The sequence below is a fragment of the Paraburkholderia sp. C35 genome (genome assembly GCF_003121405.1).
Taxonomy (GTDB): Bacteria; Pseudomonadota; Gammaproteobacteria; order Burkholderiales; family Burkholderiaceae; genus Paraburkholderia.
Genome location: NZ_QBUY01000130.1, coordinates 1 through 23,227, shown reverse-complemented (window position 1 = coordinate 23,227; position 23,227 = coordinate 1). Strand labels below are relative to the sequence as shown.

The 23,227-nt window shown below is 60.6% G+C and carries 22 protein-coding genes; 11 read left to right on the top strand and 11 right to left on the bottom strand.

All coding sequences use genetic code 11. The features are described 5' to 3' along the window. The coding region (locus tag DK391_RS39420) for an inorganic phosphate transporter (protein WP_109483415.1) at positions 1-1,385 on the top strand (1,385 nt) is incomplete at its 5' end. Between the two features lie 109 nt (positions 1,386-1,494). Here the strand turns inward: DK391_RS39420 and ppk2 are convergent. The 8 genes from ppk2 to DK391_RS39380 all read right to left on the bottom strand — a co-directional run bounded on the left by ppk2 (position 1,495) and on the right by DK391_RS39380 (position 10,011). After that, the gene (gene ppk2 / locus DK391_RS39415) at positions 1,495-2,424 is read right to left on the bottom strand and encodes a polyphosphate kinase 2 (RefSeq protein ID WP_109483412.1); all 930 of its coding nucleotides are present in this window, start codon (positions 2,422-2,424) and stop codon (positions 1,495-1,497) included. 138 nt (positions 2,425-2,562) lie between these two features. Beyond that, entirely contained in the window at positions 2,563-2,949 is a 387-nt protein-coding gene (locus tag DK391_RS39410) for a VOC family protein (RefSeq protein ID WP_109483411.1), read from the bottom strand. Between the two features lie 98 nt (positions 2,950-3,047). Then, a complete protein-coding gene (ggt, locus tag DK391_RS39405; protein WP_109483410.1) occupies positions 3,048-4,778 on the bottom strand; it encodes a gamma-glutamyltransferase in 1,731 nt (576 codons plus the stop codon). 302 nt (positions 4,779-5,080) lie between these two features. Beyond that, complete coding sequence (locus DK391_RS39400; RefSeq protein WP_109483409.1) at positions 5,081-6,484, bottom strand: MFS transporter; 1,404 nt, start codon at positions 6,482-6,484, stop codon at positions 5,081-5,083. 196 nt (positions 6,485-6,680) lie between these two features. After that, complete coding sequence (locus DK391_RS39395) at positions 6,681-7,445, bottom strand: phosphocholine cytidylyltransferase family protein (RefSeq protein WP_109483408.1); 765 nt, start codon at positions 7,443-7,445, stop codon at positions 6,681-6,683. Between the two features lie 21 nt (positions 7,446-7,466). Continuing rightward, complete coding sequence (locus DK391_RS39390) at positions 7,467-8,471, bottom strand: flippase-like domain-containing protein (protein WP_109483407.1); 1,005 nt, start codon at positions 8,469-8,471, stop codon at positions 7,467-7,469. Further along, the gene (locus tag DK391_RS39385; RefSeq protein ID WP_109483406.1) at positions 8,468-9,325 is read right to left on the bottom strand and encodes a 2OG-Fe(II) oxygenase; all 858 of its coding nucleotides are present in this window, start codon (positions 9,323-9,325) and stop codon (positions 8,468-8,470) included. Before DK391_RS39385 ends, DK391_RS39390 begins: the two co-directional genes overlap by 4 nt. Continuing rightward, positions 9,325-10,011 carry a CDP-alcohol phosphatidyltransferase family protein gene (locus tag DK391_RS39380; RefSeq protein WP_109483405.1) on the bottom strand — a complete coding sequence of 229 codons (687 nt, stop codon included), beginning with the start codon at positions 10,009-10,011 and terminating at the stop codon, positions 9,325-9,327. The genes DK391_RS39385 and DK391_RS39380 overlap by 1 nt, the downstream gene beginning before the upstream one ends. Positions 10,012-10,216: 205 nt before the next feature. Here DK391_RS39380 and DK391_RS39375 point away from each other — a divergent pair, with 205 nt between their 5' ends. The 4 genes from DK391_RS39375 to DK391_RS39360 all read left to right on the top strand — a co-directional run bounded on the left by DK391_RS39375 (position 10,217) and on the right by DK391_RS39360 (position 13,119). Beyond that, positions 10,217-10,663: a hypothetical protein gene (locus DK391_RS39375; RefSeq protein ID WP_109483404.1), complete on the top strand. Its 447-nt coding sequence runs from the start codon at positions 10,217-10,219 to the stop codon at positions 10,661-10,663. Between the two features lie 483 nt (positions 10,664-11,146). Continuing rightward, positions 11,147-11,722 (top strand): cysteine hydrolase family protein, encoded by a 576-nt coding sequence (locus DK391_RS39370; RefSeq protein ID WP_109483403.1) that lies wholly within the window; start codon positions 11,147-11,149, stop codon positions 11,720-11,722. A gap of 153 nt (positions 11,723-11,875) precedes the next feature. Further along, entirely contained in the window at positions 11,876-12,340 is a 465-nt protein-coding gene (locus DK391_RS39365) for a L,D-transpeptidase (protein ID WP_239483078.1), read from the top strand. A 350-nt stretch (positions 12,341-12,690) separates the two neighbouring features. Further along, on the top strand, positions 12,691-13,119 hold the full coding sequence (locus DK391_RS39360; protein WP_109483401.1) for an HIT domain-containing protein: 429 nt from the start codon (positions 12,691-12,693) through the stop codon (positions 13,117-13,119). Positions 13,120-13,149: 30 nt separating this feature from the next. Here the strand turns inward: DK391_RS39360 and DK391_RS39355 are convergent, their stop codons facing one another. Continuing rightward, positions 13,150-13,656 (bottom strand): hypothetical protein, encoded by a 507-nt coding sequence (locus DK391_RS39355; protein ID WP_109483400.1) that lies wholly within the window; start codon positions 13,654-13,656, stop codon positions 13,150-13,152. 684 nt (positions 13,657-14,340) lie between these two features. Here DK391_RS39355 and DK391_RS39350 point away from each other — a divergent pair. The 5 genes from DK391_RS39350 to DK391_RS39330 all read left to right on the top strand — a co-directional run bounded on the left by DK391_RS39350 (position 14,341) and on the right by DK391_RS39330 (position 19,303). Further along, entirely contained in the window at positions 14,341-15,495 is a 1,155-nt protein-coding gene (locus DK391_RS39350; protein WP_109483399.1) for a porin, read from the top strand. 271 nt (positions 15,496-15,766) lie between these two features. Then, complete coding sequence (locus DK391_RS39345; RefSeq protein WP_109483398.1) at positions 15,767-16,186, top strand: hypothetical protein; 420 nt, start codon at positions 15,767-15,769, stop codon at positions 16,184-16,186. Between the two features lie 233 nt (positions 16,187-16,419). After that, positions 16,420-16,761, top strand: coding sequence for a sugar ABC transporter ATPase (locus tag DK391_RS39340; protein WP_109483414.1), 342 nt, complete (start codon positions 16,420-16,422; stop codon positions 16,759-16,761). A gap of 222 nt (positions 16,762-16,983) precedes the next feature. Continuing rightward, a complete protein-coding gene (locus DK391_RS39335) occupies positions 16,984-17,493 on the top strand; it encodes a metal-dependent hydrolase (RefSeq protein ID WP_109483413.1) in 510 nt (169 codons plus the stop codon). A 208-nt stretch (positions 17,494-17,701) separates the two neighbouring features. Continuing rightward, entirely contained in the window at positions 17,702-19,303 is a 1,602-nt protein-coding gene (locus DK391_RS39330) for an amino acid carrier protein (protein WP_109483397.1), read from the top strand. A 13-nt stretch (positions 19,304-19,316) separates the two neighbouring features. On the opposite strand, the gene DK391_RS39325 is transcribed toward DK391_RS39330, so the two are convergent. Both DK391_RS39325 and DK391_RS39320 read right to left on the bottom strand, forming a co-directional pair. Beyond that, positions 19,317-20,489 carry an FAD-binding oxidoreductase gene (locus tag DK391_RS39325; RefSeq protein ID WP_109483396.1) on the bottom strand — a complete coding sequence of 391 codons (1,173 nt, stop codon included), beginning with the start codon at positions 20,487-20,489 and terminating at the stop codon, positions 19,317-19,319. 136 nt (positions 20,490-20,625) lie between these two features. Continuing rightward, on the bottom strand, positions 20,626-22,125 hold the full coding sequence (locus DK391_RS39320; RefSeq protein ID WP_109483395.1) for an aldehyde dehydrogenase family protein: 1,500 nt from the start codon (positions 22,123-22,125) through the stop codon (positions 20,626-20,628). A 325-nt stretch (positions 22,126-22,450) separates the two neighbouring features. On the opposite strand from DK391_RS39320, the gene DK391_RS39315 reads away from it, so the two are divergent. Further along, on the top strand, positions 22,451-23,080 hold the full coding sequence (locus tag DK391_RS39315; protein ID WP_109483394.1) for an XRE family transcriptional regulator: 630 nt from the start codon (positions 22,451-22,453) through the stop codon (positions 23,078-23,080). Positions 23,081-23,227: the final 147 nt, after the last annotated feature.

Genomic DNA, 23,227 nt, shown 5'->3' with positions numbered 1-23,227 from the left:
CGGGAGTCGGTCTCGTGGGCTCGGAGATGTGTTACAGAGACAGGATCTACACGCATTCGCTGTCGCCTAATGCAGCGGTCGTGTGGTCCGGCACGTGGAACTTCCTCGGCGTGCTGACATCGAGCGGCGCGGTTGCTTTCGGGATTCTGCAACTGCTGCCCGTCGAACTGATCCTGCAGGTCGGCAGCAGTGCCGGCTTTGCGATGGTGTTCGCGCTGCTGATTGCGGCGATCATCTGGAATCTCGGCACATGGTGGCTCGGCCTGCCGTCGTCGAGCTCGCATACGCTGATCGGCTCGATCATCGGCGTCGGCCTGATGAACCAGTTCCTGCACGGCGCGGACGGCACCAGCGGCGTCGATTGGGGTCAAGCTGCCGGCGTGGGCAAGTCGCTGCGGTTCTCGCCGCTGGTCGGCTTCCTGCTCGCAGGCCTGCTGCTGCTGATCCTCAAGGCAGTCGTACGCGTGCCGGAGCTTTACGCCGAACCGAAAGGCAAAGAACCGCCGCCGTTCTGGATTCGCGGCCTGCTCATTCTGACCTGCACGGGCGTGTCGTTCGCGCACGGTTCCAACGACGGCCAGAAAGGCATGGGCCTCATCATGCTGATCCTGATCGGCACGGTGCCGACCGCTTATGCGCTGAACAAGGCCGTTGGCGCCAACGAAACGCAAACCTTCCTCGCGGTCTCGCAACAGGCTTCGGCCGCACTCGGCAAGTATGCGACGCCGGGCGTGCCGCCCGTGATCGCACCGCGTACGGAAGTGGAAAACTACGTCCGCACGCGTCAACTGACGCCCGCCACGGTCCCCGCCCTGCAAAAGCTGACAGATCTGATCGGCCAGCAGGTCAGCGCGTCGGGCTCCATGGCAAACGTGCCTCAAAACATCGTCGATAACGTGCGCAACAACATGTACGTTGCCTCCGAAGCGATCCGTCTGATGGAAAAGGCCAAGCAACCCGCCTTCGCAGCCGACGACGCGAAAGCCATCGACAACTTCAAGAAACAGATGGATCACGCAACCAAGTTCATTCCGACGTGGGTGAAGGTCGCTGTCGCGATTGCGCTGGGTCTCGGCACGATGGTGGGCTGGAAGCGCATCGTCGTGACGGTGGGCGAGAAGATCGGCAAGCAGCATCTCACGTATGGACAGGGCGCTTCGGCTGAAGTCGTCGCCATGGTCACGATCGGCGCCGCCGACATGTATGGCCTGCCCGTGTCGACCACGCACGTGCTGTCCTCGGGCGTAGCGGGCACGATGGCCGCGAACGGTTCGGGACTGCAATGGAGCACCGTGCGCAGCCTGATACTCGCATGGGTGCTGACACTGCCCGCTTCGATCGCGCTGTCGGCCGGACTGTACTGGCTGTTCCGCCACCTGTTCTGACATCACCCGCCCGCCGCTTTCATCCGGTTGACGAAAGCGGCGGCGGCAAAAAAGAAAGCGCGGCATGATGTACATGCCGCGCTTTTCATTTCAGCCTTTCAAACAGGTATCAGAAGGCGTCTGGAACGATCATCGAATCCGGCACGGGATGACGGATATAGTCCTCGTGGAACACGCGCTCCGGCAAGACGATGGACGGGTGTTCGATCTCGTGATACGGCACCTGGCTCAGCAGATGCTGGATGCAGTTCAGGCGCGCGCGCTTCTTGTCGACGGCCTGCACGACCCACCACGGCGCTTCGGGAATATGCGAGCGCTGCAGCATCACTTCTTTCGCCTGCGTATACAGCTCCCAGCGGCGGCGGCTTTCGAGGTCCATCGGACTCAGCTTCCATTGCTTGAGCGGATCGTTGATGCGCGCCTGGAAGCGGATTTCCTGCTCTTCGTCGGTAATCGAGAACCAGTACTTGAGAATCTGCACGCCGCTGCGCGCGAGCATCTTTTCGAACTCGGGCACCGAGCGGAAGAACTCTTCATATTCTTCGTCGGTACAGAAGCCCATCACGCGTTCGACGCCTGCGCGGTTGTACCAGCTGCGATCGAACAGCACCATCTCGCCGCCTGCGGGCAAATGGCTGACATAGCGCTGGAAGTACCATTGCGTGCGTTCGCGATTGTTCGGTGCGGGCAGTGCCGCGACGCGGCAAACGCGCGGATTCAGGCGTTGCGTGATGCGCTTGATCGCACCACCCTTGCCGGCCGCATCGCGCCCTTCGAAGATCACGACGAGCCGATGCCCCGTCTTGACGATCCAGTCTTGCAGCTTGACGAGTTCGCCTTGCAGACGGAACAGTTCACGGAAGTACTGTTTGCGCAGCTCGCGCGCTTCGGGCGTCGTGCCCTGTGCGCCGTCGAGAATGCGGTCGTCGACTTCCATTTCGAGTTCTTCATCGTAAGCATCGATGAGATCCTCTTCGAAGCGGCGCTGCCGTGCGGCGAGCGACGCGGCGGCGTCAAGTTCCTGCTCGGATTCCTTCATCACAGTGGCTCCTGTTGCTTCCGTTACGCGGAAAGGGTTTACGCTGCGCGTGGGCTCTTGTGATTGTGGGTGCTGTCGGTGTCAGTCATATTACTCTCGCACCCGACGCACGACGCCGTCAGACGCTAACCGATACTTTTACAGCCGTCTGGCGATGCTGATCTCGTGGCCGTCGGGGTCGCAGATATGAAAATAGCGCTCGCCCCATGTTGCATCTGCGGGCGGTGCCTCGGGTACATATCCGGCAGCCACTGCCTTGCGATACACCGCGTCCACGTCGGAGACATGAACGATCACGCGGCCCCACCACAGCACCGGGCCACGTGTGTCGAGAATCAGGTTCAGATAGGTGCCGCCGAAAGCAAACGATGTAAACGCCTCGAACGGTCCACCATATGAAAGCGGAAAGCCAAGTGCCAGATAGAACGCCACGGCGCGTTCCATATTGTGTGTTGCGAGCGTGACAGCACTTAGCGCTTCGAATTGCGGTTCCTGCACATCGCGCGTTGGATGCGGCTGGTCCATGGCGTGCTCCCCACCCTGAAAGTGAAAACAGCGGACATCGCCCATCGGCGATGTCCGCTGTCGGGCGAACCTTTAAAGTACAGCGAACCGGCGTGCGCTTACGGAATCACACGCGATACGCCACGGCCACGCGGATCGGACACTGCCTCCGGCCGGTCACCGTTGATCTTGATTGCCTGAATGTCGCCGTTGAAGTTCTGGGCCTGCAACGTATAGCCCTTCGCTTCCACCTGCCTGGCCAGATCACCGTCAATCGGTGCATACGGTTCCCAGAAAATCGTATTGGGCGGCAGCAACTGATGATGGAAACGCATCGCGCCCACCGCTTCCTTCAACGGCATGTTGAAGTCGTAGACGTTGTTGACCACCTGGAAGATCGACGTAAAGATGCGCGAACCACCCGGCGTGCCGATCACCAGCGACACCTTGCCATCCTTCGTCAGAATGGTCGGTGTCATCGACGAGAGAGGGCGCTTCTTCGGCTCGATCGAGTTCGCGTCGCTGCCCACCACGCCGAACATGTTCGGCACGCCGGGTTTCGAAGCGAAGTCGTCCATTTCGTCGTTCAGCACGATGCCCGTACCTTCCGCGACTACGCCTGAGCCGAAATAGCCGTTGATCGTGTACGTGTTCGAGACGGCGTTGCCCCACTTGTCGACGACCGAGAAATGCGTCGTTTCCGCCTTTTCAGGCATCGACGTGCCGAGGCCCGGTTGCACGCTCTTCGTGTCCGACGGGGTGTTCGGGTTCACTTCGGCAGCGCGCTTTGCGATGTAGGCGTCGTCGGTAAGCTGTGCGACGGGCACCTTGTAGAAGTCAGGGTCGCCGAGATACTGCGCACGATCTGCAAAGACGCGCTTCTCGATTTCCGAAATCAGGTGAATGTATTGCGGCGAGTTGAGATCGACATTGGTGAAGTCGGTCTTCAGGTCGGCCTTCATTTTCAGCAATTGCACGAGGCCGATACCACCCGAGCTCGGCGGCGGCGCCGTGATCACGTGATAGCCATTCCAGTTTGCCTGAACGGGCTGGCGCCACACGGCCCGGTACTCCTGCAGGTCGCGTTTGGTGATGAGGCCATGACCTTTCATCGATGCGGCGATCAGATCCGCTGTCTTGCCGTTATAGAACTCACGCGCGCCCTGATTCGCAATGCGCGTCAGCACGGCAGCAAGATCCGGCTGCTTGAAATTGACGCCTTCTTTCAGGTTGCCGAAATAGGTATCGAAGTTTGTCTTGCCGTCGAAGTCCTTTTCTGCCGCTTCGCGACGCTTTGCGAGTTGCTCGTCGACTTCAAAGCCATCGCGCGCATATTTGATAGCGGGTGCGAGCACCTGCTTCCATTTCAGCTTGCCGAAGCGGTGCTGCGCTTCCCACATGCCCGCCACGGTACCCGGCACGCCGGCAGCGTAATAGCCGAACAGACTCTTGCCCTTGATCACATTACCCTGATCGTCGAGATACATGTTGCGCGTTGCAGCCAGCGGCGCACGTTCGCGATAGTCGATGAAATAAGGCTTGCCGTTCACATACAAGGTCATGAAGCCGCCACCGCCGATATTGCCTGCTTCGGGATACGTGACGGCCAGCGTGAACGCGATGGCGACAGCGGCATCGACGGCATTGCCGCCTTCCTTGAAGATCTGTTCTGCTGCGTCGGCGCTGTACTTGTCGGCGACGGCTACGGCCGATGCATTCAGTACGGGCTGCTGTGGCGGCGGCGCCTTCGCATACGCGGGAGCCGATTCGAGAAACGCAGTGGATGTGGCGACGAGCCCTGCTACTGCCAGTGCTGTTGCTGAGAATTTCGCTTTATTGATTAATTTCAATGCGTGTCTCCAAAGACGATCATCCAGTGATGGAACGAAAAGCCTGTCTAAGGGCTTATAACACGCAATCCCGGCATTTGCGAAGCGGCCTCACAGGTTGAAGGTGCACCAATCCGCGTCGCACTCGCTAATGCCAATTGCTCTCCGCCCTCGACACTGTCAGGCAATCGCGGGAGCTTTCGGCATGTGCTGCGGTGCAACGAATGCGGTATTCGGTCCGACTGCCTGAAGGCCTATATCGCACTCGAACCTATGCGATCTGAATTCGAGTGTCGATATGAAGTACAGGTGATGACCTCACATCACGCCTTGCCTCTGCCGCCGCGCGCGAGTTCTTCGCCACTGTTATGCGGGAGTTTCGCCGTGATGGGAATCGATGCGACTGAGAACAATCCGACCGCAAGGAACGCGGGCCAGAAGTCGCTCCAAACGATAGTCGAATGCCCTTGCAGATTGTGTGAGATCTGCAGCACGATCCCCGCAATCGTTACGCCTAGGCCAAGTGAAATCTGTTGCACGACACTCGCGACACTCGTTGCGCGCCCAACGTCCCGGCTCGGGATATCGGCGTATGCGAGTGAGTTCAGCGACGTGAATTGCAGCGACGGAAACACGCCGCCGAACAGCACGACGAACCAGATCACCGCATGCGATGTGCCGGGCCCGAAGAATCCATAGCTCGCGATGGCACAACCGGCGAGTACGGCATTGAACATCAACACGCGTCGAAAGCCAAAGCGCGCCAGCACCGACGACGCGATCGTCTTCATAAACATCGAACCGAACGCCGACGCGCACGTGATCGTGCCCGCTGCGAACGGCGTCATGCCGAGTCCTTCCTGCAAGGCGAGAGGCAACAGAAACGGCACGGCGCCGAAGCCGATACGAAACAGCGAACCGCCTGCCACGCTCGCGTGAAAACTCGGGATACGCAGCAGTTTCAGATCGAGCACAGGACGCTCGACGCGACTCGCGTAGTGCCAGTACATCAGCATCAGCGCGGCGCCGAGCACACACATGGTGATCGACACGCGGTTCGACACGAGCTCTCCGCCTACCAGCGACAGGCCGAGCATGAACAGCGACGCACCGCTTGCCGAGAGCGCGAAGCCAGTCCAGTCGAGTGGACCAGGATGCGCTTCACGCATGTTTTCGATGTGCCTGTTGGTGAGCCAGATGCCGAACAGGCCGATCGGGATGTTGACGAAAAAGATCAGGCGCCAATGCAGATACGTCGTGATGAAGCCGCCAAGCGGCGGCCCGATGACAGGCCCGAGCAGCGCGGGCACGGTCAGATAATTCACGGCACGAATGAAGTCCGACTTCGGCACCGAACGGAAGATGATGATGCGTCCGACGGGCACCATCATCGCGCCGCCGATACCCTGCACGAAGCGTGCAGCGACGAACAGCGGCAGACTGGTCGACGCGGCGGCCATCAGCGAGCCGGCCATGAAGATGCCGATTGCGGTGCGGAATACAGAGCGCGGACCGTAGCGGTCGGCGACCCAGCCGCAAACGGGGATAAAGACGCCCAGGCCGATCACATAGGCAGTGATCGCGAGCTTCAGTGTGATCGGGTCGTGGCCGAGATCTCTGGCCAGTACCGGTAATGACGTGACGAGAACTGTCGCGTCGACGTTTTCCATGAACATCGCACACGCGACGATCAAGGGCACTATGAAAGTGCCTATTGCCAGGGGCATTTTCTGAAGACTGGGTCGTTTCGGGGATTGGATGGCGCCCGCAGTTTGCTGCTGCTTTGCCAGGCGTGCAACTGTGCTAATGCGTTTGCGCCGGCATCCACGATTTGCCTTTTTGCTTCACGCGTTGCTCCGCGCAGGAGCAACGCATGCAGACCACTAACGAAACGCAGATGCCGCCAGCACGACTAAAGACTGATTACCGGGCAGCGCCAACCAGCGGCTGCAGCATCGGCAGGATCTCGGCAGTGGCCCGCTTCACATCGTTCGGGAAATCAATTTCGATCCACGGCGCACCCGTCACGTCCGCAGTATCGAACGAGAAGCTGCGTTCGAGCAGCAGATCCCGCACCGCCTCTTCGTGAGGCATGTTCGCGCGCCCACTGTCGACGTAGCCAGCAACGATCTCGGCAAACCGCGCAGCCGTGTCTTCACGCAGACGGAAAAAGCCGACCGACTCGCCGATCGTGTCGTATTCGAGGCCCACAGCCAGTTGCTTGCGCAACTCAACCGGCACACCGTCCTTGATGCACAGCTTCACCGGCTCATCGCCGGCTTCGAAATCGCGGTCGATCAACAGACGGTTCGCATGCTCACCCGCCACCAGCGCGCTCAGAATGCGCTCGTCATACAGCACGTCGGCATCCATCAGCAGCACATCGCCGCCGCGCGTCAGTGCATCGGCCACGGTGTGCACCGTCAGCACGCTGCCCAGATCGAAGCGCGGGTTCAGCTTGATCTCGACCTTGTGCGGCCATTCGATGCGCTGCAGTTCAGCCTCGACCAGTTCCGGCTGAAAGCCGAGCGCCAGCACGACGTCAGTGACGCCAGCGGCGTCGAGCATCTGCAGATGACGCTCGAGCAGGGTCACGCCGTCGAAACGCAGCAGGCATTTGGGAAACTGTTCTCCGACAGGTTGCTGGAGACGCAGGCCAAGACCTGCAGCAAGAATGATGGCGCGCATTCGCGGTCCTTTCTAAAAAAATCAATCGACAGCCGGCAGGCGCCCACCGCGCCGCCGCTGCCAGCTACGTTCGCTGAAGTGCAGATAAAGCAGACCCGGCAGACCGAGCAGCAACTCACGCGCGCGCTTCACGAGTGACAGCGCCAGCGCCGCCTCGGGCGGCAAACCGACCAGCGGCGCCAGCAGCAGATAGCCGCCTTCCTGAACGCCAAGCGAGCCTGGAATCGCGAAGGCCGCGCCACGGATCGCCTGGCCGATGCTTTCGAGCAGCAGCGCATCGACCCAGCTGACGGGATGGCCCAGGAAGCGCAGCGCGAGCCACACTTCAACCGTACCGACCATCCAGCCCGCCAGACTCAGCGCAAAACTCGCCGCGACCTTGCCGCGCTGGTCGTACAGTTCGCGCACGGCGACATCGACGGCATCGGCGCGCGTGGTCAACGCGGACCAGTCACGCTTGCCGAACACCTTCGAGACAACACGCAGCGCCTTGCCGAACAGGCCGCGCCGCTGCGCCATGTAAAAACCGATGATCATCGCCGCGAGCACGCCCGTTGCGATCAACGCGGCGGTCTGCAGATTCTGCATTGCGCCATGTGCAGCCGATGCGCCGAACAGCAGCAGGCCGAGCATCGCGAAGACGATCTGCGCGAGCGCCTGCAAGGTCGTGCTCACGGTGATCGCAGCCGCCGCGTCGCGCATGCGCAAACCGCGCTGCGACAACTGGCGCACCATCATCACCGGCCCGCCGATCTGGCCAGCCGGCAGCAGGCTATTCACCGACTCACCAATCCAGCGCGCGAAAATCGCGTCGCGTTCGGTGACTTCCTTCTGCTGACGGTCGAACATCACGGAGATCGCACCCGCGTCGAGCACGAGCGGCAGCAGATGGAACGCCGCGACGATCGCGAGACCCCAGCCGGCCGCCATCAGTGTCGACACGACCGAGCCGAAGCCCTGCCATGCGAGCAACGCGACGAACAGCCCGCCGCCGATCGTCAGCAGGATCATGGCAGCACGCGTCACACGCCTTCTCCCTTGGCGTTACGGCGCGCGAACTGGCTGAATACCTGACGGAAGCCGAAGTACGCAATCGCGTCCTTGAAGTTCGAAATCACGCGACGCCACGGACGCATGTTCGGATCGGTGACGTATTCGAACGTCAGCGAGACACGCATTTCGTTTTCGAGTGCGGGCGTGATGCGATGGCGCAGCTTGTCGCCGTCGAAGAACACCAGGCCGCCCGGCGGAATCTGCACCGAGCCCGGCTGATCGGTTTTCTCCGGGTTCTTCGTATGCAGTTCGTAGTCGAGACGGCACGACGATTCGTCGATCACGCCGAGCAGCAGCGTATAACGGCGGCCGTCGTAGTACGACGTGTCATAGTGCCAGCCGATGTGATCGCCCGGCTTCGTGTAGTAATAGAGCGCGTACGCGTGCGGATCGTCGGCGGGAGACAGCAGCAGCTTGTCGCCCGTCAGATGCTCGAGGAAGCCGATCAGCTCTTTCGAGCGATACAGCTGCGCGATGAACGGCGCGAGCCGGTCGATCGTATGGCGGCTCACGCTGCCGCCCTGCTTGTGACCCGGCAGATAGTTGCGGTTCACTTCCGGCAGCAACCCGCGCGCGGCTGCGACGAGTTGCGCAGTGACTTCAGACGCGAGGAAATCTTCCATGTACAGGAAGGCGCTCTGGTCGTCGTAGTCCTTGCGCAACTGCGCGCTGTCGAACGTGCGGACGCGGGCAGCGACCGCGCGATCCGGATCGGGCGCGACGTTCGACGCAGCGGCCACCCCTGAAGCGGCAGAAGCCGGCGCGAGGCCGGCAGCGGGTTCCATCGGGTGGGGGGTCATCACGTTTTCTTCTACTGGCACACTCATCAACTCACCAACGCTTGACTGTCTTCTTGCGCCGGGCGAGTGCGGCGCAAGACGCGCCGGTAATCGATCACCACGTACGCAGCAAATAACGGCGCGCCAATCGACGCAGCCACGAGAAACGGTGCCACGCCACCCGTCAAGGTGACGATGGGCAGCAGATAAAGCACATCCTCGGTTTCGAAGCCGCCGACGGACGCCTGCTTCGTGCCCGCCTTGCCCACCATATCTTCGATGCGCATGCGCAGGAAAAAGATCAGCGCAACCGCGATGCCCGCGATGGTGCCGAGCAGGAACGGCGACACATGCAGCCCGATCAGATTGTGGACCTGCGCCGATGTCATACCGTAACCCATCCCACCGAACAGCAGAACGGTCACGAGCGCGTCGCAGGCGAGATCGTAAAAATGACCGATGCGGCTGGTCTTGCCGCTGACGCGCGCGAGCTCGCCATCGGTATGGTCGACGAAGTTCGACAGCACGATCAGAAGCGCGCCGATGTTGGTCCACGCGAAACCGCCGCGAGCCAACGCCACGCCGCCTGCGAGACCGATCAGCAGGCGCACGGTCGTCAGGTGATTCGGCGTAACAGGTGTGTCCACGAGCGGCATGATGAGCCGCCGGGCAAGCCGGGCGTCCCACATTCTGGGCGGCGGAACGTTCCGGGGAGGGGTCGATTGCGAAGTCATAACCCGGAAATATATACGGGATCGCGAGTTCTTGCCTCAGTCGGACACAATTCTGTTGCTTTTCAATGACCTAGTCGTGGTTGACCGGACAGCACGTTTTTCCGAACGCGGGTAGAGTGCGCGTCTGTCGCGCCGAACTTACCGGCCCTTCCCTGCGCGATCCGAGCCGATTGATGGCCGATCGTCGTGGTTCTTCTTCTAAAACATGAAACAGCTTTTTGTTCGCTCCGCTCTCGCCCTTTCGTTGCTATCAATGTTGTCGGCGCTGCCGCTCGCCGCGCGCGCTGCGTCGCTCGATGCCGCGCTCGCTTGTGGCGAATCGGCGCACACGTTCATCGCCGATCTCGCTGGCCAGCAACTGATCGATCCGAAGCCGATGCGCGTCGAGAGCAATTCGATCAACGCGTTCCGTCCTGTGCGCGGCGCGAGTCTGGATGCGTTCGGGTTCAGCGTATTCGCCGTGGTCGGCTATGAGCAGGACGATCCCATCTTCCGCGTCGGCAGCGGCGAACCGCTGGCGAAGTCGGCATATGGCGCGGTCGTCTGGGGCAGCGACGAGAAAGTGCAGGCTGCCGTCACGCGCGCGGGCAGCACGGCGATCGTTCCTCACGTCGCGCCGCATGTGACGGCGATCTTCTGCAAGCGCAGCTGAGCATCTGTTTTGCACGAGTGGCAGTTATCAACAGTTTTCGTGGAGAAGGCTGTGAGTATCCTGCGCATGAGCGCGCCAAGTCATTGATGCGACTCAAGATGTACTCCGTGCATCGGACGGCGTGTTGGCCTGCGTTTTGTGTGTTCCAGCGAGCCGTTGGCAGGTGATCTTGTCCACATTTTTTGGTGACAAGCCTGTGAGTAACCTGCGCATGACTCGCGCAAGTCATTGACGCGATTCAGATTGCGATCGATGCACGCAGCGTTGCGTCGGTTCCGCGTGTTTTTTTTCACCTGAAGAGATTGCGGTGTTATCCACAGTTTCTGGTGACAAGCCTGTGAGTAACCTGAGCAAGACATCGGCAAGTATCTGATGCGACAGGATTTGAATGTGCTGCATGGTGGTACGAACGCCATGTAAAGTACGCCTTGATCCGCCGCCAAACTCAGGTTCGCCCCGACATTTCGTTTCTCTGCACCACGCATGCGTTCCTCACTCCCTCCGCCTAATGCCGTCCTGTTGCTGATCGATCTGCAACGTGCAATCGACCATCCGGACTGGGGCGAACGAAACAATCCTCAAGCCGAACAGCAAGTGAGCCGTCTGCTATCTCATTGGCGCAGCAGGGCCTGGCCGGTTTGGCATGTCAAACACAACTCCACGCAGCAGGAATCGCACTACCGGCAAGGACAACCGGGCAATGAATTCAAGCCGGAGGCCGAGCCTCTCGTGGATGAACCCGTCATCACGAAGCAGACGAACAATGCGTTCATCGGAACGGACCTGGAAGACCTGCTCCGCCGTCACGGCCACGACGCATTGGTCGTCGCAGGCGTCATCACGAACAATTCGGTCGAAGCGACGGTTCGGATGGCGGGCAACCTCGGCTTCCAGACCTGGCTGGTGGCCGATGGATGTTTCACTTTCGCGCGCACGGACTGGAATGGCACGCACCGCAGTGCTGACGACGTTCACGCGATGTCGCTGGCGAATCTCGACGGTGAATATTGCACGGTGACTTCAACGGAAGAACTGTTAGGCGCGCTCGCCGCACCTTGAAGACACAGACGCCCCGATAACCGACAATCGCTACAGCGGCATTCGTAGCGAGTCGACACTCTCACGCCTTTGCGCTTCCCCTTGATCATTGAGATGCCGCTTCAGCCTTCGACCTCGCAAACACGCCCGCCCAGTTCCCGTTCGCGGCTCGTCGTGAACCTCGCCGCACAAACGCTAACCGCGATGCAGGAAGGACTGCCAGTACGCACGTATTCGATCTCTTCGGCGAGAAACGGCGCTGGTGAGCAGACGGGCAGTGGCTGCACACCTCGCGGCGAGCACGTGATCCGCGCGAAGATCGGCGGTTCTTATCCGGTCGGAACGGCTTTTGTGGGGCGCCGGAGTACTGGCGAAATCTATTCGACCGAACTCGAGCAGCAGTCTCCCGGGCGCGACTGGATATTGACCCGCATTCTCTGGCTGTGTGGTCGTGAACCGGGAAGAAACCGGTTCGGCGACGTCGATACGATGCGGCGTTACATCTATATCCACGGCTGTCCTGACACAGAACCGATGGGTGTTCCTGCATCTCACGGATGCATCAGGATGCGAAACGAGGACATCATCGAGCTATTTGATCGGGTCGACACAGGCACCTCTGTTCTGATTGAAGAATAGGCGTGCGCTCATCAATGTCTATTTTCAGACCCGCCACCGTTATCCACAGTTTCCGTTGACAACACTGTGAGCAACCTGAGCAAGACTCGCGCAAGCCATTGAAACCATTGCGTTCGCGAGCCGTGCATCACAGGCCGCTCAATCTGCGGCCTCTGCGTTATCCACATTTTCTGGTGACAAGGATGTGGACAAGCCGCGTACATCACACGCAAGTGCTTGGCGCGAAACGAAGTTCGCATCACGTTACCGATCGATGCAACATCGCACGCAAGCCCGTCAGCTAAAATCCCCGGACCATTCATGCACGACCTTCGACGCAAGGCCGACGCGACTGACCACCGGAGCCATTCATGCCCTACGATCAGCAGAACCCCTTTGCCCGCATCCTGCGTGACGAACTGCCGTCCATCCGCATTTATGAAGACGAGCACACCGTCGCGCTGATGGACATCATGCCGCAGGCCGAAGGCCACGTGCTGGTTCTGCCGAAGGAGCCGGCCGCCGAGCTGTTCGAACTATCCGAAGATGCGGCAGCCGCCGCGATCCGCACGACGCGCAAAGTCGCGCTCGCCGTCAAGGCCGTGCTCAACCCGCCCGGCATGATGATCGCGCAACTGAACGGCGCGGCGTCGGGCCAGACCGTGCCGCACGTGCACTTCCACGTGATCCCGCGCCACGACGGCATTCCGTTGAAGATTCACGCGGCCGAGCGCGCCGATCTCGACGCATTGCGCGTGCTCGCCGAGCGCATCAAGGCGGAACTGAACAAGACCGCCTGAGCCTCGAACCACAAGACGAAACCCGCAGCGTCAGCCCGGCCGACGGAATTCGTTGTCGACCCACGACGCCGCGCTCGCCCGGCTGAACTTGAAGTTCGGCGCGACCTTCACTTGCGCAAGCTGCTCGCCGAAAGAATCGAACGCGGTGAGCAACGCGTAGGGATCGTCTTCATCGGGAATGATGTCGAGCGTGACTTCCACGGTCATGTCGCCCGATTCCACTGACATCCGCTTGTGCAGCTGCGCGTGCAACTGCTGCTCATGTCGGCGCAACACTTCCGCAGCCGTCTTCACGAGCGTGTTGAATGCGTTCACGTCGAGCGGCTTTGGATTCTTCTTGTCGCGGCCCATTGTCCACGGGCCGACCAGCGCAGGCTCCGCTTCGCCGTCCTTGATCATCTCGACAGCCCAGCCGTCGTCGTCTTCATTCTTGATGACGCGCGCGGTCCAGCCGTTGTCGCGCCACAGCCGGTCTTCGTGCAGGGCTTCGTCGGAGGTCGCGCCGGCGTCGGCTTCGCTGAGTTGCGTATCGGTCATTGCAGGGGTAGTTCCGGTTCGTCAGACGCCGCGTGAATCTGCGGCGTGAAAACCGCTATTTTACCCGCGCGCACCACGCCGAAACCCACGCGGATACTCGCCTATATCCATCGGACAACAGAAAGCGCGACTCGCCGCGCAAATAAAAGGTTCAAGCCAAGTTAATACCGATTTACGAAATAATCTATTGACGAATATCCAACTCAATCGTGCGAATACGAAAAAGGCAAAAAAAAGCGGCCCGAAGGCCGCATAAAAACAGATGAAAAAGACAACCCTTGGTCGAGGGGTGAAACGAATTCTATAAGCAGCGACTCGCTCGAACGAGTTCAACAAATGGAAGAGTACCTTTCCAAAAATCGCACTAATCGACGCTTGCAATTACCCACAAAACCGGTTTTCAACGGGTTAACCCGGCTGACTTTCACCTGTCACTGTCGCGCCACTGCAACAATGCGACGATTGACAACACCTGCTCCGAATCAGCCGCATCTCAAAAAATCCTTTAAAACCATAATACTTAGCGGCATTAATCCGTCTATTCCTGATTCTGGAAAGCATTGTTGCTCCAGACGAAAGTAAGCGATTGAATATCAGTAATACACTTCGCTCCGGATCGACGGTACGCATTCGCAGCGCGTTCCGTATCAACGATCTCCACGCAAAGTCTCGGAGTCATAAAGCATGAAAAAAACCCTTATCGTCGCGGGCATTCTCGGCGCATTCGCAGCATCGGCCAACGCGCAAAGCAGCGTGACCCTGTACGGCACGCTGGACGCCGGCCTCGTCTACACGAACAACCAGGCTGGCCACAGCAACTGGCAGCAAGGCAGCGGCACGGTGTCGGATACGTACTTCGGCCTGCGCGGCAGCGAAGACCTCGGTAACGGCCTGCATGCCATCTTCACGTTGGAGAACGGCTTCAACCTGAACAACGGCAGCTTCAAGGAAAACAACACGCTGTTCAACCGTCAGGCGTTCGTCGGCCTGCAAAGCGACCAGTACGGCACGCTGACGCTCGGCCGTCAATATGACTCGATGGTCGACTACCTCGCGCCGCTGTCGGCAGCAGGCTCGGGCTACGGCAACAACCTGGCCGGTCACCCGTTCGACAACGACAACCTCGACAACTCGTTCTCGATCAAGAACTCGGTCAAGTACACGAGCGCGAACTACGCTGGCCTGCAATTCGGTGGCCTGTATGGCTTCTCGAACGAAGCCAACGGCTTCTCCGACAACCGGGCATGGAGCGCAGGCGCTTCGTACAAGAACGGTCCGCTGAACGTCGCGGCTGCTTACCTGCAACTGAACAACGCAGGCAGCAACAACACGGGCGGCGCGGTCTCGTCGGGCGCGAACGGCGCAGCGCAACTCGCCGCGCAAACGCAACGCACGTACGGTGTCGGCGCGAACTACACGTACGGCCCGGCAACCGTCGGCCTGATCTGGACGCATACGCAACTGGACAACCTGCAGAGCGCGAATGTCGGTGGCACGTTCATCAATGGCCTGTCGGGCACGAACCTGCACATGGACAACTATGAAGTCAACGGCCGCTACGCACTGACGCCGGCTCTGGCGCTGGCTGCTGCGTACACGTTCACGGACGGCAAGGTCTCGGGTTCTAACGGCGACGGCTCGCCGAAGTGGCACACAGTGTCGCTGCAAGGCGACTACTCGCTGAGCAAGCGCACCGACGTCTACCTGGAAGGCGTGTACCAGCACGCTTCGGGCAGCCTCGGCAACTTCGGCGCGAACGTCGCGTCGATCAACACGCTGACGCCGTCGTCGACGCAAAACCAGACGGCTGTCGCTGTCGGCCTGCGTCACCGCTTCTAAGCTGCTTCACGACGACTGCACAGACAGCCGGATCGGGTGACGATCCGCACCGGCTGCTGTTCATGTCGAAAAACGCGCGCGTGCTGTCTGACGCGCGCGTTTTTTTATGCGCGATGCGCGAGCACGTTCCCAATGCGCATGCCGGAGACACATTCGTTGACACTTTTCCTTCGGTTTACTAAGCATTCGAATTTGTCTGTCGTTAAATGCTTACACGCGCAGGCTGTTTCTGACAGATCAGGCGCGAGTCAACAAGTCAATCGGAGAGCATATGAGGACAATCGGACAATGGGGCGCGCTCGCCCTGATGCTGGCCGCCAGCACGGCGGCGCACGCGGGATTTGATTGCAGCGGCTCACACGGCGGCTGGCGGCTGCAGACATCGGATAGCTGGACAGGCACGGACAAGCTCGAGCACTTCGCCGTGTCGGCGCCGTTCGGGGCGCTCGGCGCCTACTTGATGCGCGACACCGAGCATCCCATCGTGTACGGAACGCTGATCGGCACGTTGCCCGGCTTCGCGAAGGAGATGATCGACGGCACCTGCCGCACCGACGGCTTCTCATACAAAGACCTTGCAGCCGACACGCTCGGTGCGCTGACGGGCGCCGCACTCACACACTGGATGATCACGTACAACCGCACGCCGCACGGCACGACGATCGGACTCGCATACAGAAATCGCTTCTAGCTGGCGAGCACGGCAAAGCAGGCTGTATCAATTTCTCACACGACGGGCGCGCGTAGGCGGCTCGCGTCGGTATACTCCGGCTTGAACCGTTTTTGCATTCGTTAACAGTTCGTTCTACGCCTGGTCGATTTCATTCGATGAACGGACATAACGCTGCAAGCGGTCTCGTCGCGAAGCTTCACGCTTCGCGTGGGCCCACGTTCCTCGCAGCACGCAGACGCCGCCGACTCAATATGAAACGACTCGTTCTCCTCGCTCCCATCGCCATTCTTGCCGCTTGCGGCTCGTCGCGCGGGCCTGACGCTGCCAAGGCTTCCGGTGAGCCGATGGTCTATGTCGCCTCGGCGCGGCCCGCTTCGGATATCGCACGCTGTCTCGACAGCCGCCTGTCGCGCGTGAGTATCTCGAGGAACAACGGTGTCACGGACCTGACCATCGGATCGTCGTCGAACGGTTCGTATTTCATTACGCTGACGCCATCTAATAGCGGCTCGGTGATCAAGGTCACGCGTGGGACGGGAGAAGATCCGCCCGAAGAAGAACTCCGTTTCGCGATTGCGCGGTGCACGACCTGAGCTGATGTGTAAAGGTTTGTGACGGACTTTTGCCGCGCAAGCATTGGCGGTTTTTATCTTTTCGCCGACAAGTCAAAGACATACGGCGAACCCCAACGCAAAAGCCTGCCAACCCGTCTGACGCAGCAAGAAACACCCGCTGGAAGCACCCTGTTTTTTTACGCAGACTTCTGCGAAGATGGCCGCCCTTTTCACCGCGCCGTCAACGATCCAGCGACTTCAATGGCATCGAGCAAAGCACACCACGCAACCGGCTGGGCAGCTGGTGTCATTGCAGCGGCGCTCGCCGTACGCCACGGAATGCACGGCCCGTTCTACCTGTGGACATGGCTCGCGTTTGCCGCGGGCCTCGCTGGCGCAACCGCGCCAGACTGGCTCGAAGTGGCGTGGTGGTCGCGCAAGAAGCGCCTGTGGATCACACATCGCACCGCGACGCATTGGGGCATCGGCTGGCTCGCAGCGCTGTTCTTTTCCTGGCAGGCAATGACGCATCACCCAGTGGCGGCTGTCGCGTTCGGCTTCGCATGCGGTGGCGTGATGCATCTTCTGGCCGACTGGCCCAATCCGCTAGGCGTGCCCTGGATAATTGGACGCCACTCGTTGAATCTGTGGAATAGCGGACATTGCGATCTGATCGTGGTCGCAGCATCCTGGGCTGGCGCGTGGTTCGTGCTGTCGCATGTCTGGATGCATGGCGCGACGCCCTTGGTGTTCCTACGACAACTCCTCTAGCAATCTGATCTTCAACGATTCGAGCGCCGGCTCATCGTTCGACTACATCTGATAGCTATCCGGCTACACGTTCGTAGGACTGCCACTGATCCGTATAATGGCGACCCACGACAGCAACGCCAGCGCTCGAATAGCGCAGCACGGCGTCTGCCTATCCCGAATCCCCAACGCCTGCGCAAGACAGGTCGACGCCTGAGAGGAAAGCCGCGTGGACAATCTCTTCCGATCCGTGAATGCATTCTTTGCGTTCATTGCACCTATCTCGGATTTGCTCTGGGACTTTCCGACCAACTTCAAGGCTTACGCGCAAATACCCGTGCTCGGGCAGTTCCCGTTTGCGATCCTGTTGCTGGTCGGCGTCGGCATTTACTTCTCGATCCGCACGCGCTTCGTCCAGACGATGAACATCGGCAAGATCTTGCGCATCATGATGCGCCGGCAATCGTCGAACACGGGCGTCAGCGCGCTGGCGTCGTTCATGCTCGGGCTGGCGATGCGCGCGGGACCGGGCAATATCGTCGGCATCACGGGCGCGATTTCCGTGGGCGGCCCGGGCGCGCTGTTCTGGATGTGGGTCGCCGCATTCTTCGGCATGGCGACGGCGTTCATGGAATCGACGCTCGCACAACTCTTCAAGGAAAAGAAGCACGACGAGTTCGTCGGCGGTTTGCCTTTCTATGGGCGGCGCGTACTCGGCGACCGGCGCATCGTCGGCACGTTTCTGTCGCTGGTGTTCATCGTGTACGCGCTGTTCAACGTGCCGCCGCAAACCTTCAATGTCTTCACGGCAATCGGCACGATCGCCGATACCGTCTCGGGCGAGCACCTCGCGCGCCAGTCGACGGTGTATTACGCGATCGCCGCCAGCCTGATCGTCGCGTGCTCGTTCATCATCATGGGCGGCATCCGTCGCGTCACGGCTTACACGGACGTCCTCGTGCCCATCAAGGCAGCGCTCTTCTGCCTGATGTCGCTCGTCATCATCCTGATCAACCTGCCGCTGATCCCGTACTTCTTTCATGAGGTGATCGTCGGTGCATTCGCGCCGCACGCGCTGTTCGGCGGGGCCATCGGCACGGCGCTGGCGCAAGGCGTGAAGCGCGGGCTGATGTCGAATGAAGCCGGCCAGGGCACGATCACGATGGCAGCAGCGATCGCCGACAACGATCACCCGTGCGAACAGGGCTTCGTGCAAAGCCTCGGCGTGTTCTTCGACACCATGGTCATCTGCACGATGACAGGCTTTATCGTCGTGATGGCGCACGTGTGGACGGGCACTGTCGATGGCCAGGCGTGGGAATCCGTGCGCGCATCGAAGATCACGGTGTACCTGGCTTCCGTGCAGACGCTCGTCCCTGCGGCGGTTGCGCAGGGCGTGAAGATAGTGATGTGCGTGTGCTACGGCCTGTTCGCGTTCACGACGCTGCTCGGCATGATCTCGTTCGCGGAAATTTCCGCGAACTTCATCTCGCGCAGCCGCACGTTCATCACGAGCATTCGCGTAGTCGGATCGCTGGTGTTCGTGCCGTTCGGCGCACTGACGGTGCTGGCCGGACTCGAGTTGCCGAACCTCTGGGCGCTGTCCGATCTGATGAACATCGTGATGGTGCTGCTCAACGTGCCTATCTTGCTGGTTGGACAACGACTCGTGTTAAAGGCGCTCGCGCATTATCGCGAGACGCGCGGCGGCTCGTTCGTGTCGGAACAGATCGGGCTGCGCACCGAATACTGGACCGCGGCCCAACATCAGGCCAGCCGGGCGGGTGAAATCAGCGTTGAAGACGCACGGAAGCAGCACGTCGAACACTGACGTGCAGCCGCGTTCAGACGACGTTCTTCTCGACGATCGGCCGGTTTTCCAGCACGCGCATAAAGCCGAGCGAGGAAAGATCGAGCGTCGTATAGCGGCCATGCAGCACGAGTTCGCTGACGCCGCGCCCGGTTGCCGGGCCTTGCTGCAAACCGTGGCCGCTGAATCCGTTCGCGAAAATGCAGTTATCGACGTCGGGATGATGGCCAATGATCGCGTTCTGATCCAGCACGTTATATTCGTAATAGCCGGACCAGCAATGCTCGACACGCAGCGCTTCGAACTGCGGTACGCGATGCGCGAGCGTCGGCCAGATCACGTCGTCGAACAGGGCGTGATCGACTTCATCGAGCGGCAGATCGTCGGGATCGTTGTCGGGCGAAGGCGACGTGCCGCAAATAAACGAATCGCCCTCCGGACGGAAGTACACGCCCGTTGGATCGATCAGCAGCGGGCAACCTGCGAGCTTGCCCGGCGAGCTGACGTTGAAGATGCTGCGGCGACGTGCAAACACCGGCAGTTCGACACCCGCCATCTGCGCCACGCGTCGCGCCCATGCGCCTGCGGCGTTCACCACCACATCGCATGGGAATGTCTCGCCGCGCGAAGTCGTGACTGCCGTGATGCGGCGTCCTTCGCGATGCAGCGCCGTGACGTCGTCGGCCACGTAGCGCGCGCCGAGCGCCTGTGCTTTCTTGCGCAGCGCCTGCACCAGCCCGTAGCCGTCGAACCAGCCCTCGCCCGTTTCGCCGAACGCGCCCGCGCTCAGATCGTCCGTATTCAGCCACGGAAAGCGCGCGCTCAGATTCGCCTTGTCGAGCAGTGTGATGTCCGCGCCAAGACGCTGTTGCAGTGCGTGATTCTCACGCAACGTCGCTTCGCCGGACGGCGTCGCGAGAAACAGATAGCCGCCTTCGTGGAGATCGACGGAAGGTTTCGTGCCTTCGATCTGAAGCCGCTCGCCAATCGTGCGCAAAAATTCGATGCCGAACAGCGACATCTGAATGGATAGCGGCGTGGAGAACTGCTGCCGGATCGACGCAGCCGACAGTGCCGACGACGAACGCGCGTACGTTGGATCACGCTCGATCACGGTGACGCTGACGGTCGGATCCGACTGACGCAAGAAATACGCGATCGAACTGCCGATCACGCCACCACCGACAACGACGACTTTCGAACTCACAGGCCACTCCAGACGAAGCGGGTCAGCGGGCATCCCATGCCCGCGACAGGTTGAAAACGCTAAATCAGTTTGATTGCCAAACGTGCGACGCGTTACGTGGACGAGCGGCACGGCTCATCCACGCAGCGCCGAAGCATCAGTCGAGGTTGAAGTCGATGCCTTGCGCGAGCGGCAGCGCCGACGAGTAATTGACGGTGTTGGTCGCGCGGCGCATGTACGCCTTCCACGCGTCCGAGCCGGACTCGCGCCCGCCGCCCGTTTCCTTCTCGCCGCCGAACGCGCCACCGATTTCAGCGCCGCTCGGCCCGATGTTCACGTTCGCGATGCCGCAGTCGCTGCCCGAGTCCGACGTGAAGCGCTCGGCTTCGCGCAAGTCGGTCGTGAATACGCACGACGACAGACCGTGATGCGCCGCGTTGTTCGCAGCGATGGCATCGTCGAAATCGGAGTAGCGCAGCACGTAGAGGATCGGCGCAAAGGTTTCTTTCAGCACCACGCCCGTTTGCGACGGCATTTCGACGAGCGCCGGGCGCACGTAAAAGCCACCTTCGTAACCCTTCACTTCGACCCGTTCCCCGCCGAATACCTTGCCGCCTTCGGCCGCCGCCTGTTGCAGCGATTCCTGCATGCGCGCGAACGACTGCTTGTCGATCAGCGGACCCATCAGCGTGCCCTTTTCGAGCGGATTGCCGATCGGCACCTTGGCGTAAAGCTGCTTCAGACGCTCGACGGTCTGGTCGTACACGCTGTCATGCACGAACAGACGACGCAGTGTCGTGCAGCGCTGCCCAGCCGTGCCGACCGCCGAGAACAGGATGCCGCGCAGCGCGAGTTCGCGGTCCGCCGTCTGCGTGACGATGCCGGCGTTGTTGCCGCCGAGTTCGAGCAGCGAGCGGCCGAAGCGCTTCGCCACTTCGACGCCGACCGTGCGGCCCATTTCCGTGCTGCCCGTCGCGCTGACGATCGACGCGCGCGGGTCAGCGACCAGCTTCGCACCGACGTCGCGGCCACCGTTCACGACAGCCGTGAGGCCAGCGGGCGCATCGCCGAATTCCTTCAGTGCTTCATTGAGAATCTGGTTGACGGCGAGCGCCGTCAGCGGCGTTTTCTCCGACGGCTTCCACACCACCGCATTGCCGCACACGAGCGCGAGCGCCGCATTCCACGACCACACGGCCGCCGGGAAGTTGAACGCAGAGATCACCACGCAGGTGCCGAGGGGATGCCACGATTCGGCCATCCGGTGACCGGGGCGCTCCGAGGCGATGGTGAGGCCATAAAGCTGGCGCGACAGCCCGACCGCGAAGTCGCAAATGTCGATCATTTCCTGCACTTCGCCGAGACCTTCCTGCAGGATCTTGCCCGTTTCCAGCGTGATGATGCTGCCGAGTGCCTGCTTTTTCTCACGCAGACGCTGGCCGAGCAGACGCACGAGTTCGCCGCGGCGCGGCGCGGGTACGTTGCGCCATTGCTCGAATGCCTGCTTCGCGCTGGCCAGAACCGTGTCGACTTCAGCCGCCGACTGGCTGGCCACGCGGCCGATGCGTTCACCCGTGATGGGCGAATGGACGGCGATGTCGCCCGCCTGGGCGGCGTCTGCAATGCCGAGATCGGCGAGGATGCTCGATGCGTTCATCTGAATTCCTTTGATTTCCGATACGAAACAAAAGTAAGTTCGGAAACTATACACGCGAGAATTTATGGCGACAAGCGGCGATGCGGCATGAATTTGCGCGATCGCGCTGCCCTGTCGAAACTCAGAAAAATGAGGGTTTTCCCGTGTTTTTTTATGCAAGCCTTCTCAGGAAGGGGGCTCATCATGCACACTCTGCCGGTGCGTTTCAGATCGGAAATCTGTTTGCCTTCGTGGTGCGTCGCGGAACCTGCCCGACTGGGCGCAACCAGGCGAATGTTATGATCGGAAACACGAAAAGCATCGAGCCGCACTGTCATTCAAGCCCATGGATACCTCGCTCACCAAGTCCACTGATACCTCGACGTCGGACCTCGGCCGGCGCGTACGCGCCGCGCGCGTCGCGCACGACCTCACGCTGGAGACGGCCAGCCGCCTGTGCGGCGTGTCGCGCTCGACGCTGTCGAAAGTCGAGAATGGAGTGATGTCGCCGACTTTCGACGTGCTGCAGAAGATCGTCGTGGGGTTGAAGATCGATCTGGGAGAACTGTTCGGATCGACGCCGAAGGTCAATGCAAGCGGACGCCGCGCGCTCACGCGCAAGGATGCCGGGCAGCGGCATGCGTATCGTGGGTATCAGATGGAGTTGCTCGCTACCGATCTCGCGCATAAGGCGATGCTGCCGTTCCGGATTCGTATTACCGCGCATACGCTCGATGCCTTCGACGACTGGGGGCGGCATGAGGGCGAAGAGTTTTTATATGTGATCAGCGGGAGCGTGTGTCTGTACTCGGAGTTGTATGCGCCTACGCATTTGAATGCGGGGGATAGTCTTTACTTCGACAGTCGTACGGGGCATGCCGCTGTTTCTACTAGCGATGAGGATGCTGAAGTTTTGTGGATGGCGACTAGTGCTGATTTGCCGGTAGTCGGTGGGGCGGCTGCTTCTAAAAAGTAAGAGGTCGTTTTGGTTTTGCGGTTGCATGGTGGGTATGCTGTTGCTTTTGCTGGCATCCGCGATTTGTTATTGGTTCTTCATGCGTTGCCCCTGTGCGGGGCGGCACTTACTTTCTTTGCCGCCGCAAAGAAAGTAAGCAAAGAAAGC

Excerpts from the sequence above, each read along its gene's own strand:
- ppk2 (WP_109483412.1), bottom strand. The coding sequence starts at position 2,424 with ATGAAGGAATCCGAGCAGGAACTTGACGCCGCCGCGTCGCTCGCCGCA.
- DK391_RS39410 (WP_109483411.1), bottom strand. The coding sequence starts at position 2,949 with ATGGACCAGCCGCATCCAACGCGCGATGTGCAGGAACCGCAATTCGAA.
- DK391_RS39400 (WP_109483409.1), bottom strand. The coding sequence starts at position 6,484 with ATGCCCCTGGCAATAGGCACTTTCATAGTGCCCTTGATCGTCGCGTGT.
- DK391_RS39395 (WP_109483408.1), bottom strand. The coding sequence starts at position 7,445 with ATGCGCGCCATCATTCTTGCTGCAGGTCTTGGCCTGCGTCTCCAGCAA.
- DK391_RS39385 (WP_109483406.1), bottom strand. The coding sequence starts at position 9,325 with ATGAGTGTGCCAGTAGAAGAAAACGTGATGACCCCCCACCCGATGGAA.
- DK391_RS39380 (WP_109483405.1), bottom strand. The coding sequence starts at position 10,011 with ATGACTTCGCAATCGACCCCTCCCCGGAACGTTCCGCCGCCCAGAATG.
- DK391_RS39375 (WP_109483404.1), top strand. The coding sequence starts at position 10,217 with ATGAAACAGCTTTTTGTTCGCTCCGCTCTCGCCCTTTCGTTGCTATCA.
- DK391_RS39370 (WP_109483403.1), top strand. The coding sequence starts at position 11,147 with ATGCGTTCCTCACTCCCTCCGCCTAATGCCGTCCTGTTGCTGATCGAT.
- DK391_RS39360 (WP_109483401.1), top strand. The coding sequence starts at position 12,691 with ATGCCCTACGATCAGCAGAACCCCTTTGCCCGCATCCTGCGTGACGAA.
- DK391_RS39355 (WP_109483400.1), bottom strand. The coding sequence starts at position 13,656 with ATGACCGATACGCAACTCAGCGAAGCCGACGCCGGCGCGACCTCCGAC.
- DK391_RS39350 (WP_109483399.1), top strand. The coding sequence starts at position 14,341 with ATGAAAAAAACCCTTATCGTCGCGGGCATTCTCGGCGCATTCGCAGCA.
- DK391_RS39345 (WP_109483398.1), top strand. The coding sequence starts at position 15,767 with ATGAGGACAATCGGACAATGGGGCGCGCTCGCCCTGATGCTGGCCGCC.
- DK391_RS39340 (WP_109483414.1), top strand. The coding sequence starts at position 16,420 with ATGAAACGACTCGTTCTCCTCGCTCCCATCGCCATTCTTGCCGCTTGC.
- DK391_RS39335 (WP_109483413.1), top strand. The coding sequence starts at position 16,984 with ATGGCATCGAGCAAAGCACACCACGCAACCGGCTGGGCAGCTGGTGTC.
- DK391_RS39320 (WP_109483395.1), bottom strand. The coding sequence starts at position 22,125 with ATGAACGCATCGAGCATCCTCGCCGATCTCGGCATTGCAGACGCCGCC.
- DK391_RS39315 (WP_109483394.1), top strand. The coding sequence starts at position 22,451 with ATGGATACCTCGCTCACCAAGTCCACTGATACCTCGACGTCGGACCTC.